General features: G+C 66.2%; 13 protein-coding genes and 1 pseudogene. 7 read left to right on the top strand and 7 right to left on the bottom strand.

All coding sequences use genetic code 11. From position 1 onward, the window contains the following. Positions 1-121 precede the first annotated feature (121 nt). Positions 122-595: a hypothetical protein gene (locus HOV91_RS19995; protein ID WP_174186922.1), complete on the top strand. Its 474-nt coding sequence runs from the start codon at positions 122-124 to the stop codon at positions 593-595. A gap of 66 nt (positions 596-661) precedes the next feature. Here the strand turns inward: HOV91_RS19995 and HOV91_RS20000 are convergent, their stop codons facing one another. Beyond that, a complete protein-coding gene (locus HOV91_RS20000; RefSeq protein ID WP_174186923.1) occupies positions 662-1,081 on the bottom strand; it encodes a MerR family transcriptional regulator in 420 nt (139 codons plus the stop codon). A gap of 427 nt (positions 1,082-1,508) precedes the next feature. Between HOV91_RS20000 and HOV91_RS20005 the strand changes: the two genes are divergently transcribed. Together HOV91_RS20005 and HOV91_RS39965 are read left to right on the top strand one after the other, a co-directional pair. Continuing rightward, a complete protein-coding gene (locus HOV91_RS20005; protein ID WP_174186924.1) occupies positions 1,509-2,006 on the top strand; it encodes an allene oxide cyclase barrel-like domain-containing protein in 498 nt (165 codons plus the stop codon). A gap of 223 nt (positions 2,007-2,229) precedes the next feature. Next, positions 2,230-2,640: pseudogene (locus HOV91_RS39965) on the top strand (DUF4913 domain-containing protein). Between the two features lie 198 nt (positions 2,641-2,838). Here HOV91_RS39965 and HOV91_RS20020 read toward each other — a convergent pair. Then, positions 2,839-3,522, bottom strand: a complete 684-nt coding sequence (locus HOV91_RS20020) for a hypothetical protein (protein ID WP_174186927.1) — start codon at positions 3,520-3,522, stop codon at positions 2,839-2,841. A 396-nt stretch (positions 3,523-3,918) separates the two neighbouring features. Between HOV91_RS20020 and HOV91_RS20025 the strand changes: the two genes are divergently transcribed. Beyond that, on the top strand, positions 3,919-4,575 hold the full coding sequence (locus tag HOV91_RS20025; protein ID WP_174186928.1) for a hypothetical protein: 657 nt from the start codon (positions 3,919-3,921) through the stop codon (positions 4,573-4,575). Positions 4,576-4,936: 361 nt separating this feature from the next. Here HOV91_RS20025 and HOV91_RS20030 read toward each other — a convergent pair whose 3' ends face one another. Then, positions 4,937-5,182 (bottom strand): hypothetical protein, encoded by a 246-nt coding sequence (locus HOV91_RS20030; RefSeq protein WP_174186929.1) that lies wholly within the window; start codon positions 5,180-5,182, stop codon positions 4,937-4,939. 140 nt (positions 5,183-5,322) lie between these two features. After that, positions 5,323-6,465: an AraC family transcriptional regulator gene (locus HOV91_RS20035; RefSeq protein ID WP_217440813.1), complete on the bottom strand. Its 1,143-nt coding sequence runs from the start codon at positions 6,463-6,465 to the stop codon at positions 5,323-5,325. Between HOV91_RS20035 and HOV91_RS20040 the strand changes: the two genes are divergently transcribed. Next, complete coding sequence (locus HOV91_RS20040; protein ID WP_174186930.1) at positions 6,464-7,516, top strand: saccharopine dehydrogenase family protein; 1,053 nt, start codon at positions 6,464-6,466, stop codon at positions 7,514-7,516. The genes HOV91_RS20035 and HOV91_RS20040 overlap by 2 nt on opposite strands. A gap of 582 nt (positions 7,517-8,098) precedes the next feature. Here HOV91_RS20040 and HOV91_RS20045 read toward each other — a convergent pair. Further along, positions 8,099-8,458 (bottom strand): hypothetical protein, encoded by a 360-nt coding sequence (locus tag HOV91_RS20045; RefSeq protein ID WP_174186931.1) that lies wholly within the window; start codon positions 8,456-8,458, stop codon positions 8,099-8,101. Positions 8,459-8,839: 381 nt separating this feature from the next. Between HOV91_RS20045 and HOV91_RS20050 the strand changes: the two genes are divergently transcribed. Both HOV91_RS20050 and HOV91_RS20055 read left to right on the top strand, forming a co-directional pair. Continuing rightward, complete coding sequence (locus HOV91_RS20050) at positions 8,840-9,787, top strand: TIGR03564 family F420-dependent LLM class oxidoreductase (RefSeq protein WP_174186932.1); 948 nt, start codon at positions 8,840-8,842, stop codon at positions 9,785-9,787. Positions 9,788-9,952: 165 nt separating this feature from the next. Further along, positions 9,953-10,222: a hypothetical protein gene (locus HOV91_RS20055; protein WP_174186933.1), complete on the top strand. Its 270-nt coding sequence runs from the start codon at positions 9,953-9,955 to the stop codon at positions 10,220-10,222. A gap of 451 nt (positions 10,223-10,673) precedes the next feature. Here the strand turns inward: HOV91_RS20055 and HOV91_RS20060 are convergent, their stop codons facing one another. Then, the gene (locus tag HOV91_RS20060) at positions 10,674-11,624 is read right to left on the bottom strand and encodes a carbohydrate kinase family protein (protein ID WP_174186934.1); all 951 of its coding nucleotides are present in this window, start codon (positions 11,622-11,624) and stop codon (positions 10,674-10,676) included. After that, the gene (locus HOV91_RS20065) at positions 11,621-12,313 is read right to left on the bottom strand and encodes a class II aldolase/adducin family protein (protein ID WP_174186935.1); all 693 of its coding nucleotides are present in this window, start codon (positions 12,311-12,313) and stop codon (positions 11,621-11,623) included. Before HOV91_RS20065 ends, HOV91_RS20060 begins: the two co-directional genes overlap by 4 nt. Positions 12,314-12,354: the final 41 nt, after the last annotated feature.

The following is a 12,354-nucleotide window of genomic DNA, read 5'->3' on the forward strand; positions in this document are numbered from 1 at the left end:
TGCCCCGAGTCGCAAGTAGTCTCGCGCGCAGGAGATGGGTCTACGGTGGCCGGGCGAGTGCCACACGCCCCAGCGCGTCACGCCGACGGTGTCGACGCCGCGGCAACCAGGGGGATGGCAGATGCAGACAACACTCACTATCGTTGCGCTGATAGTCGCAGCCGCTTCCGCGGGGTTCGCGGCCTGGCAACTTCGCTATGTGGCCGAGCAGACAAAGGCGCTGGCCCAACAAACACGAACATCGAATGCTCTGGTGGCTACGTCAGAGTTGAGAGCCATCATGAGCGATCTTCGTCAGGTGTACTCCCATCTTCTCGACTATCCCGAGCTTCGCGAGTACCTCTACGGCGGTGCGGATGGTTACCGCCTGCGCGGAAAGCAGAAAGCACGGCTGGAAACCATCGCTGAGATGCTCGCCGACACGCTGGAAGCCGGGCTATTCACTACCCGGCAACACCCGAGCACCGCCTCGGAAGACGACTGGCACCACTACACACGACACATGCTCACCACGAGCCCCCTTGTACGCCAGATGGTTCTGGACCATGTCCAATGGTGGCCCTTGCTTCACGTACTGGCTCGCAGACAACAATGACAAGCCGCAATCTTCGGCCTCTCCACTCCCACGCGTAGTTGCCTGTGGCGCTGGGTTGTACCCCATTTATACGCTGGCGGAGTTCCGGGGAAGAGGGGGAATACGGGCGGCGATATGTTCGCGCGCGTGCTCACATTCGGCGAGGCTGTGCGGGCAGGCGAGGACATGTTCGATCAGTTCCTTGGCTGCTCGTGCCTGTGTGATACGCCGCTCGAGTTCCTCGACGTGGTGGCACAGCAGATCCCGATGGTCCCTCGGGTCGGCGGTGGACAGCACCGTGGCCAGCTCCCCCAGCGTGAGACCGGCCTCCTTGCCCATCAGGATCAACGCCACGCGTTCGAGGTCCGCGTGTTCGTATAACCGCTGGCCACCCGCGCGGCGTGCAGGCTCCAGCAGGCCCATGCTCTCCCAGTACCGCAGCACGTGCGTGCCCAGGCCGAACCGCTGAGCCAGCTCGCCGATCGTCAGAGTCCGACTTGACTTCATGTATCCATTAACCGGAACGCTGACGGCATGAGCAAGTCATCGACCGCGGTCTCCCGCCCTCGTCCCTTCCGGTCTCCTGCTGAATCTGGACGACCACTGGGTCCTCGGGTCGGCCTCTGAGATAGGCCGAGGACTCCTTGTCTGGTCGAAACCGCAGAAAGCCGCGTGCTCTATGCGGCGGTGAAGCCGTCGAAGTCGCGCGCACCTACAGCGATACAGGGCCGAGCAGCCACCGGACCGCCCTCTTGCCGTGCCCCGGTCGACGGACCGCGATCCCTCCGGTCCGCGGCGGGTAGACGGTGGGCTCTCCCGACACCCGTGTCGTGGCAGTAGCTCAGGCATCACCCGACGGCCGATCGTGCCACGAACCAGACCAACGGCCCTCGTGCCGTAAATCCCCTCCCTACCCAATTGATCAGGAAACGGTATGCCGAACAACAAGATGCGAATCAAGACGGCACTCATGGCATTCGGTGTCATGTCACTGCTGACCACTGTGGTCAGCGGCTGTGGAGCCGACGATGGCGAGGCACAGACACCCGCAGCGGACTCGATGGAGATCCTCGAAGTCAAGGTTGACAACGATCAATACGCAGCCCCAGATCTCGACCGCGCGGGGATGAGCGTAGGCGATATGGATGTCTTCTCCGGAACCGCCATAAAGGACGGGCGAAAAGTGGGCCGCGGGGGCGGCTCGTGCCAGGTCATCCATATCGACGGAGAAAAGATCACCGCGCAGTGCCTGCTCACGATGGAGCTCGAGCAGGGCTCGGTCACCATGCAGGCTCTGTGGGTCAGGGGTCCGGACCCGCTCGACATGGCCATCACCGGCGGCACGGGCGTCTACCGCAATGCCCGGGGCACTGTTCGGTTCTGGGATATCGGGACACCGAACGAGAGAGTGCGCGCCGAAATCATCCGTTGATACAGCCGCGGCGTACCCGATACGCTCCCGAAGGCCGGACACGTCAGGTTTGCTGAAGCGACTCATCAAAGCCGACTCCGACACACCGAGCTGTCCGTGAACGGCTGACCGAGTGGCCGGGGGGTGTGGCGAACTCCGGGCCGTGCTGGGCCCGCTGTCTCTGAAACGTTCGCTCTTTGCCCAGCCACCAGCAGGTCCAAGAGTGCTTAAGCGTTTGCCCGACATGCGCTGGCGCACTGCCGACACCGACCCGCCGCGCCCTGCGCTGAGTACCCGTCGCTGGGAGAGTTCGTGCACGGATTCCTGGTGTACGCACGCCTACGCCCGTCAGGCCACCGACACCCACGAACGGGCCTGGTGCCCGCTGTGGTGGCGCCACCCCGAAGCACTGCACCGCCTGCACACGCTGTGGCGCACCTACGAGGAACTGCGCACCACCGGCCCGCTCGGCGTCAGCGCCTAGTGGTGCGACCACGCCGATCTGCACATGCCGAAGCTGCTGGACCCCGACGGCTGCTTCAAATTCTGCAGCCCACGCACCGGCCACAAAGACCTGCCGCAGCCGCTGCCCGTCGATGAAGCCCCCGCAGAGCTGTTCACCCCGTCGACGGCCGCCGCGGCACCGGCGGCATGAGAAGAAGGGAAGAACCTGAGCACAGGGATGCACCTGAGCAAAGACAGGAAGTGAGGGATGGATCCAGCCGACAATTGGCCCAGCCGCCTCGTCAGTCCGGTTGTCCATCCGCAACACTTGCGCCGGCCCGCCAGGCTGGGATGCGGAATACCTGCCAGCCCGGCACCGCTTCGTCGCGGAAGTCACAGTCGTGACCCGCTAGCGTTTCGGCTGCCAGATCACGCCGGTTACGGTGATGTCGCTGACTTCGCCGTTGAGGTTCTTCTTCCATATGACCTGCAGGATTCCGACGCGGGTGTCTCGGGATCGCACACACACGGTCGTTTTGGACGGCAACTGCTCCCACGTCAGCGAGTTGACTTCATAGGTCGCGGCGCGGCAGGCGGAATAGCCCGGGTTGGTGACGACCGCGAACGCGGAAGCGTTCGCCGCGCTCAGGCCGAAACCAGCATCGACAACGACATCAGAAGTACCTTCGGGACCACCGCTCCAGTTCGGGTTGTGGAATGCGACGCCCCAGCGCGGAGAGGAAATGCGAACCGTGCCAGAACTCTGCACCTCCGGCGCCGGATCACCATCCGCCGTTGTCGTGGAAGGCGCCGCTAGTGATGGAGAGCTTGTCGGCGGACTCTGGCCGTTCGGTGACGATCTCGGCAAGCATTGCACGAGGAAGGCGAGCACCGCGATCACAACACTGACGACCGCGGCGATACCGCCAACTTTTGTCCACAACGCTGTCTCGTCACGGCCACCGCCGCTCTCGGGTGTAGCGCCATCCTGCATTGCTGCCGCCCCCTTCTGATAGCCATACACACCCCGCAATGGCGCGGAGTCGCTGTCGAAGACAACGTAGCTTGCGAAGATCAACCCATCCTTGGGCACCGACCGAAAGCCCCCACCTCGCTCGTGCCCGCCGACCCGGAGCCCGGGGTGTAAGTGCCCTCGGCTGCGCTGCGAAATATTTCCCTCCGACCACCTACACACTGGCTGCCTCTAGGGCTGGTGCTGGACCCGTTGTTGGGCGTCGGTGATGAGAGCGCAGGCGGCGTGCCACACTTCGCCAACGGAGCTGCCCTCGCCGGAGGAGAACGAATGGCCGCCACCAACGACAGGCTTACAGTGAGGCTGGTCGCGCACTGCCGCCTGGCGAACAGTCCTCGGGCTTCGACTTCGACCCCGGCGTAGATGAACGTCGCGGGCAGCCGTTCGGCGAAGTAACATGCGATTTGATCTCTGCCGGGCCAGCGCCGGCGGTCGCGAGGAGGACGGAACAATCTGATGGTCCGCTCCGCCCACGAAATGCATACGTACCTGATCGACCAGGTCAACAACATGCTGCGACGACTGGGCATGTTCGGCGGGGAGCCTGCCCTGTGGACACTATTCGACCACCTCTTCTACCTCGAGGGCGAAGACCACGGGGTAGCAGACATCTATGAGTCATGGCGCGATCGGAACGCTTTCACCCCAACCGGTGCCCAGGGCGCCCTCGGGCGCCTGCTACCGGACAACCTGAGATCGGCTTTGCCGTCGATGTATGCCGAAGCCGCCCGCAACCGGGGCTGGCTCCGATTGGATCGGACATTGACACCTGACGAATACGCGAGGTTGCGCGCCTCGATCGAACCGTTTGCCGAACAAGACCACACCTGGAGCGATGTCGTCGACGCATTCGGTCAACCCAGTGTGCTGTTCGGCGGAACCAACCCCCGGTATGAGAAGACGCTAGCCTACGCAACCGCAGACAAGTCCGATCCGATGGTGATCTTCCATCTGTGGAACGGTGTCGATTCGGACACGCAAGCACCCTGGCCACCGATGTACACCGACCCGATCCTGCTCGCGATCCGCTGCGGCTCCGGCCCGTTTGTAGATTCCTTCGTCTTCACCCCCGAAGGAAACCGCCGCCGACCACCCATGAACGGGATCGACTGAACCCGGCGGAGCGCTCGTACCTCACCCACCTCCCGCCGGACGACGTGCGCTCCCTTCCCCAGCCAGCGCAACCCGGCAGGAGGGGTGCCTACTCGGTGGCTCCACGTCGCTTGCCCCACAGGGCGCTCACCCACGCGTCGCCGACTAATCCCGAACTTCGCCACTCCCTCGCCAGCTACATCTGCCTTGTAGGCGAGAGGTCGTCGATTGAATTCCGGCCCGCAGCCCACAAGGTCGTGGTGCCGGCCCCATGACCGTGCAGACTGATCATGGGGCTGCGATCCGCGCCGCTCGTGCGGCCGCTAGGCCGGATCAGGACGATCCTCCCCCGGCACAGCAGTGGCTCGATCCCCGAGTTCGTCTACGAGAACAGCACGATCAGACCGACGATCACCACTGCAGGCGGCACCAGCCACAGCCACCGCATATCCAGCGGGCGCGGCAGCTCGAGCACGCCCGCCCGATCCAGTTCGACCAGGCGCCCGATCGCGCGCCGCTCGCCGGGTGTGATCGGGCGCGGCTCGGGCTGCCGGTACGGGCAGAACGGGGCGTAGTGCCATCCGATCAGGCATTGCGAGCAGAGGTACCGGTACTCGTACTGGGCCATCGCCGTGCCTCCCCTGTGCCACCGCGAGCCCGGCCACTGGTACTCCAACTGTCCGGTCCGATTGGATTCTTCGAAGGAGCGGCTGCCGACGTGGTCTGCGAAAAGTTGGTGTGGCCTCCGTGGGTGCGGGGTGTTCGGGTCTATTTTTCGGATTCGGCGGCGTGTGTGACCGCGCGCGCCGCGAAGCCGGTCGACCGTCCTGCGTTCGGATCCGGTGGTTGAACTGGCGGGTTCTTCCTTCGGAATTGGCCTGGTGGTTGGCCGAATTCGTTCTTGAACGCGTGGGCGAACGCGAATTCGGATGCATATCCGGAGTCTCGGGCGATGACCGTCAGCGGGGTGTCGGTGTCGCGCAGTTGCCGAGCCGCGAGGGTCATGCGCCACCAGGTGAGGTAGGCGATGGGTGGCCGGCCGATGAGGTCGGTGAATCGGCGCGCGAAGCTGGCGCGGGAAATCCCGGCGTGGGCGGCGAGTTCGGCGACGGTCCAGCCGTGCCCGGGCGAGCCGTGGATCGCCGAGAGCGCTGCGGCGACGGCTGGGTCGTGCAGAGCGGCCGACCACCCGGTGGCGGTGTGGCGGTCGAGCCAGCCGCGCAGGATGTGTAGCAGTAGCGCGTCGAGCAGCGAACGGAGCATGGCATCGTGTCCGGGCCGGTCGGCGGCGAGTTCGCTGTCGAGCAGATCGATGATCGCCTCGACCGGGGTGTGGCGAGTTTCCGGGGCGGGCAGGTGGATGACCTCGGGCAGATCGGCGAGCATCGGGTGTGACCGGCTTCGATCGAGAAGGTAGGCACCACACAGCAGTACGGTCTCCGGTCGCGGGGCGGATGCGGTGTCCGGTCGTGACGGTCGCGGGTTCACCCGGCGCAGCGATGCAGTAGCAGGACGTAGTGGCGTGGCCGGATCGTCGGCCAGCCCGTGGGTGCATCCTCCCGGGAGGAACACTATGTCGCCCGGCCGCAGCGCGATCGGGTCGGCGTCGGGGGGCAGAAACCAGCAGGTGCCCGACAGGACCACATGGAAGCCCGCGGCGTCGAAGGCGGGAAACTGCCAGCCGAACGGCGCATGATGGCCGACCCGGCCCGAATGAGGCTCGCCGATCCGCATCGCGGCCACCACGTCGGAAAGAGGATCCACCCCATCGAAACTATCAAAGCACAACTCAAAGGAGACAGATTCGTATAAATCTCGGATTCTGACGCATTGAACGTCGCAGACCGTTGGCTTTACGTTCGAACTGCTGCTGATCGTGCAGCGGAATCGTTCAGCTACAGGAGTCGACATGCTCATCACCGTCTACGGCGCCAACGGCTATCAGGGCAAGCTCACCCTTGCCGAGTTGTCCCGCCATGGCATGGAGGTCCGGCTCGTCGGTCGAGATCACACACGGCTGCGATCCGCCGCCGCCGAGGTCGGAATTCCCGACGCCGATCGCCGGGTTGCCGGTCTCGACGACCGCGCCGCTCTCGTTGCCGCTCTGGCGGGTAGCGATGTCGTCATCAATTGTGCGGGACCGTTCACCACCTCCGGCGCTGTGATGGTCGAGGCTGCCATCGCCGCGGGCGCGCACTACGTCGACACTGCAGGCGAGCAACAGTATGTGAAAGACGTTTTCGATTCCTTCGGCGGTGACGCCGAGCGGGCGGGCGTCACGGTAGTACCGGCAGTCAACGACGGCTGCCTGCCGGGCGACCTGCTCGCGCACCTGATCGCCGAACGGACCGGGCCACTGGCCGAGATCACTGTCAGCCACTTCATCACCGGTGCTGCCGGTCTCTCCCGCGGATCGCTGCGCTCGGCGGCGGCGACGATGGACGCGATGCGGTCAGGCGGGTTGATCTATGACGGCGGTGCCTGGCACAGCGGGATCCCGGCCCGGCGCGATCGAATCACCTTGCCGGACGGCCATTCCGTCGCGATGGCGGCGCTGCCGACGTGCGAGGTGGTCACCATCCCCCGACACGTGCAGGTCGATCATGTCGAAAGCCTGCTGGAGGCAGCCCTGAAGTCAGTCGTCGAAACACCCATCACGCCGGAACTGATCGCAGGGCTCCCCGCAGGCCCGACCGAGCACGACCGCGCCGAACAGCAATTCACCTACCTGCTCGACGCCGTGGACCACCAAGGGCAGCAGACACGAGGAGTCATCCGAGGCCGAGACACCTACGGAACCACCGCCGTCGCCGCGGTCGAAGCAGCCCGGCGATTGACGGCAGGCGCCACTGCCGCCGGAGTACGCACCCCCGCGCAAGCATTCGACCCCGCCGACTTCCTCCAAACCCTCTCCCACCACGACCTCAGCTGGACCATCGAGCCCACCCTGACAGTGGAGTGACACAAATGTCACGCCGGTGCCGGGAGCGCGTTCAGCCACCGGTCGGTGCAGACCGCGACCGGCCCGCCCGGGGCGCCGGGCAGTCTCGCTGCCGAATCGACCGCGCCCCGTCGACATGCGCGAGCAGAGGTCCGCGTCGGCCGCGGACCCACTGCGCCAGCAGGCTGCTTAGCTCGGGTGGGGTGCTCATCGCCGCACCCGTCGACGACGCGCGCGACTTCCCAGCAGCCCGCCTCGCGCAGCTGGTCGGCCAGGTCCTCATCACCCAGTATTCCGCCGGCGGGCGTGGCTCGGATCTCGTTCAGCGCCGCCATGTCCCCGTCCACTCGTCGCATAGGTGGAGTCTCCCTCTCTCCCCTGTCTACCGCCGATCACTGTGCGAGTTTGCATGCCGCGGTGCTGGTTACGCAGGTCTCGCCGACGCCGATACGGCTTTCGCCGAGATGCATCCTCATCAGCGCAGCACAAACGTCGAATTGCTGCGCCGAGTCGCCGACGGTAGCGCCACCCAGAGGAACGTGCCCGAGTACCGTGTTCGGTTTCGGGGCATGGGCCCGCGAGTACCGCGATCCGATCTGAGAGTCAGAACCGTGTGAAACCTGTGAGCAGTGGCCGTACCGCCGCCTGGCCGGCCGGTCCGGAACGCAGCCCGGCGAGCACCTCGTCGGACATCTCACCGTAGGTCTCGAACGACTGCACTGTGCAGTGGGCCATCACGTCCTGGATGTAGGGATCGGACATCTTCCAGTGCGCGAGCACGGCTTCGGAGTCGGGATACAGCTGGAAGCTGTGGGCCAAGCCGCGTTCTTCGTCGAGAAATACCTGCACCATCAGCTGCGGGCCGTGTTCTTCGACGAACGTCACGGCCCGCCGCACGGCCGCCTGGAACTGTTCGAGGTGGCCCTCCGTGATCCGCATGGTGTTGTGAAACAGGATGCTCATTCCTCGATCATCGAACCTCGAGGGTAGTTGAGGTCAAGCCGAACCGGCACTACTCGCCTGCGATTCGCTCCCGGGCGAATCGGTTCGGCTTGCAGCAGAACTGCTAGCCCCCGGGCCATCGCCTTGTATCAGCGAGCCGGCGGCGGATCGGTCGAGTGTTGCGGTGATAGACGGACGCTCCCAGCGGGGATGTGGACCTTGCCGTGCCAGCCGCACGCGTCGGGCCCGCACAGGGAGTACGGTGCCCCGATCCGGTGGGCGTGAGGTTCCCCGCATTGCTGGACTTCGAAGCCGGCTACCATCACCTCGCCCCAGCCTGATCAAGCCGATTTCATCTTGCTGTCCGGGAACAAGCGCGCACGCGTGCAGGTTGCCCCTGGCGTGACTCTCGGAATTGCGCTCGCTGCCTCGAATTCGGGCAACTACGTTGACCAGATCGTGGCGCAGGCCCGCTCGGTCGCCGAGCTGGGTATCGAGTCGGTGTGGTTCGGACAGCGGATGGACTACGACTCCCCCACTCTCGCCGCCATCGTAGGTCGGGAGGTGCCGCACCTGCAGGTCGGCACCTCGGCAATCCCCGTGGTCGGCCGCCATCCGCTGCTGGTGTCCTCTCAGGCGCAGACCGCCCAGGCCGCGACGCACGGGCGCTACCATCTGGGCCTGGCCGTCGGTTCGGCACTGGCCGCCGGTGCGTTCGGCACAGCCTTCGATCGGCCCATTACCCGCTTACGCGAGTTCCTCACCGGGCTGCGGGAATTGCTCGACAGGGGCACCGCGGACTTCCACGGCGAACTGCTGACGGTCACACCACCGCTGCCGACCGCGGTTCCCGGAGCTCAACCACGCGTACCGGTGTTGGTGGCCGCGATGGGACCGCAAGCACTACGTGTCACCGGGGAACTCGCCGACGGCACCCTGCCGTATCTGGCGGGCCCGAAGACCTTGAGCAACCACATCGTGCCGGTGATCACGCAGACCTCGGAAACTGCACCACGCATCGTCGCCTTCGTCCCGGCAGTCGTCACCGCCGATGTCGAGGGCACCCGTGCGACGGCGGTGCAACAGCTGGCGTTCTACGAGCAGGTGCCGTCCTATCGCCGGGTCATCGAACTCGAAGGTGCCTCGCGGGCGGCGGAGCTGGCGCTCATCGGCGACGAGCAGACCATCGCCGACGGAATCCAGCGCTACTACGACGCAGGCGCCACCGAGGTCGTTCTGACCACAACGGATTTGGCCGGTCCGGACGATCAGCGCCGCACCTGGGCGCTGGCCGGGGCACTCGCGGCCGACCGGGTCGGCTCCTCGGCTGCGGCCCTGCCCGCGGTGTAGCACCGCGCGGTCAGCGAACTCGGCCCTGGTGCACCCGCGCACGGCGTCGCCGACCAACCCGAAAACCCAACCCCGATCGGATGACGTGCGGGTTTCCCTGCGAATCGGCCCGGGAATCCTGAAGCTGTCACGAGCCGCAAAACGGACGCATTCGACTACGACGAGGTGGATTGGTCGTATTTCGCCGAGCAGCTGCGGCGGCTGCGCCCCGACGTCATCAATGTGCAGGAATCGGAGATCGGCCCGGACGGCCTCGCGGCCGCCACCGAGGTGCTGTTCCATATTCCACTCGCGGTCGGCCATCCCCGATACGCGGAATGCCTGCACCGCGTCAGCACCGAGATAGCCCCCCGGCTGCATCCCGCGCAACGTGCCGGGGTGGTGTCGTCGAGCCACGACCCGACCGATCGAATCCGCGCCGCGAGAGGACAGTAATAGTGAGGAACAGACCACCGGGCGACCAGAACGCCTGTCCTCCCGGCTGGTTTCGGGCTCCTGATCCAGCAGCACCCGTCGGCCCGCGGCGATCAGCTCGGACGACTAGACCAGCCGGTCCTGCGCCGAGGACATCCCGTCGGCGTCGGTACGCGGTGTCGCGGCGGCGGTGCGGTAACCCCTCACATGCAGGGCCGAGGCTGTGACGATGCCACCCCCGCGGCCAGCAGGCCGCGACGGCTGATCCTGTCGCGACTGCGCTGAGGAGGATTCACGCGATGTCCTGTTCGGCGGAAAGGGTGCGACACGACGGTCCGGAAGGCAGGCCGGCGCCGTGGCGGTGCGGATAAGGATCGGCGGATCGCGCCGGTGGTCGGGCTCGGCGACCTGGAATCAGGTAACTGGGTAATCGTCCAGTTGCGTTCGTTCGGGGCCCCGGTTCGCCGGGTGATCAGCACGGTGGGAGGTAGGACGTCGACAGCGCGGGTGTCGCGGCCGCGAACTCGTCGGCGGTGACGAGATCGAACTCGCCGTGGTCGCTGCCGAGGCCTCCGGCGACCAATGCCGCTGTCGCGCAACCGAGCACGGCCGCCTGGAGGGGTTCGCGGGCCGCCGCGACGCCGACGAGGAATCCGGCGGAGAAGGCGTCACCGCAGCCGGTGGTGTCGACCACTTCGGTGGCGAAGGCGGGTACGTGCGCGATGCGCTCGGCCTGCGCGACGAGAACACCGTCGCCGCCCATGGTCGCGGCTACCAGACCCGCGCCGAGCTCGATGAGCCTTCGGCAGGCGGCGGCGGGCTCGTCGATCCCGGTGAATCCCAGGACCTGTTCGAGATTGGGCAGCAGATAGTCGGTGTGCGCGAGCGCCGGTGCGATGAGTTCGATGGCGCCCATATTGCCCGGCGCGATCAGGTCGACGGAGGTGGTGAGTCCGAGTTCCTTGGCGCGGCGCAGGATCTCGCCGGCGTTGTCGGGGCCGAGCAGTTCCGGTGCGCCGAGGTGCAGGTGGTCGGCCGAGGCGACCTTGTCCCAGACGACGTCGGCGGGCGTGAACGCGGTGTTGGCGCCGAGCAGGTGCAGGCTGGGGCGCTCGCCGTTGGGACGGATCGGCAGGATCGACACCGAACTCGGGGTGCTAGCGATGCGCACGACCATGGTGGTGTCGATGCCCGCGCGTTCGAGCAGCGAGACGAGCAGGTCGCCGGTGGCGTCGGTGCCCACCGCCCCCGCCGTCGACACCGTCGCGCCGAGCTTGGCGAGGCTGAGCGCGGTGCCTGCGGCGGTGCCCGCTGCGGTGAGGCGCACCTGTTGCACCAGGGCGGTGGCCTGTCCGGGCGGGATGGACTCGACCGGGTGCACGAGGACGTCCAGGATGTGTGCTCCCATGGTGACGACCTTCATTCTTGTTGCTCCTGTTCCACGGGGTTGTCGATCTGTGCGGAGCGGGTCGTGCCGTATCCGCGCGCCATCGCGGCCCGGATCACCGCGGCTTGCTGCTCGTCGTCGAGCAGGCGGGGACCGCCGAGTCGCCGGGTATCCAGGTAGACCGCGCACGCCCACTCGAGCAGCAGGGCATGGTCGGCGGCCTGACCCAGAGACGCCCCGATGGTCACCGCGCCGTGATTGGCCAGCAGCGCGGCCTGCTTGCCGCGCAGCGCCCGCACCGTGGACTCGGCCAGTCCGGGAGTTCCGAACGGGTGGAACGGCACGACGTGTGTATCGCCGCCGAGTAGAAGCTGCTGGTAATGAAAGACCGGCAGGTGCGTCTCGGCGCACGCGACCGCGACGGATTTCGGTGCGTGAGTGTGCACGACCGCGCCGGTGCCGAGTTCGCGGTAGCACCCGAGGTGCAGGTCCACTTCGGAGGTGGGGGCCAGCGCTCCGGCGATCTGGGTGCCGTCCGGGGTAAGGACGCAGAGATCCTCGGCGTTGATCCCGGCCAGCTCCGCCCCTGTGGGTGTTATCACGATGTGGTCGCCGAATCGGCTGCTCACATTGCCGGAGGTCCCGATGAGGAGGCCCTTCCCGGACAGCATGCGACAGACCTCGGCCAGTTCTCGGCGCTGTTCGGTCAGCGTGATCGCCGTCATGCGGCTAGCCTAACGGTAAATGTGAAAGAAAGTCAGATTCA

Source organism: Nocardia barduliensis, from assembly GCF_013315795.1.
Classification (GTDB): Bacteria; Actinomycetota; Actinomycetes; order Mycobacteriales; family Mycobacteriaceae; genus Nocardia; species Nocardia barduliensis.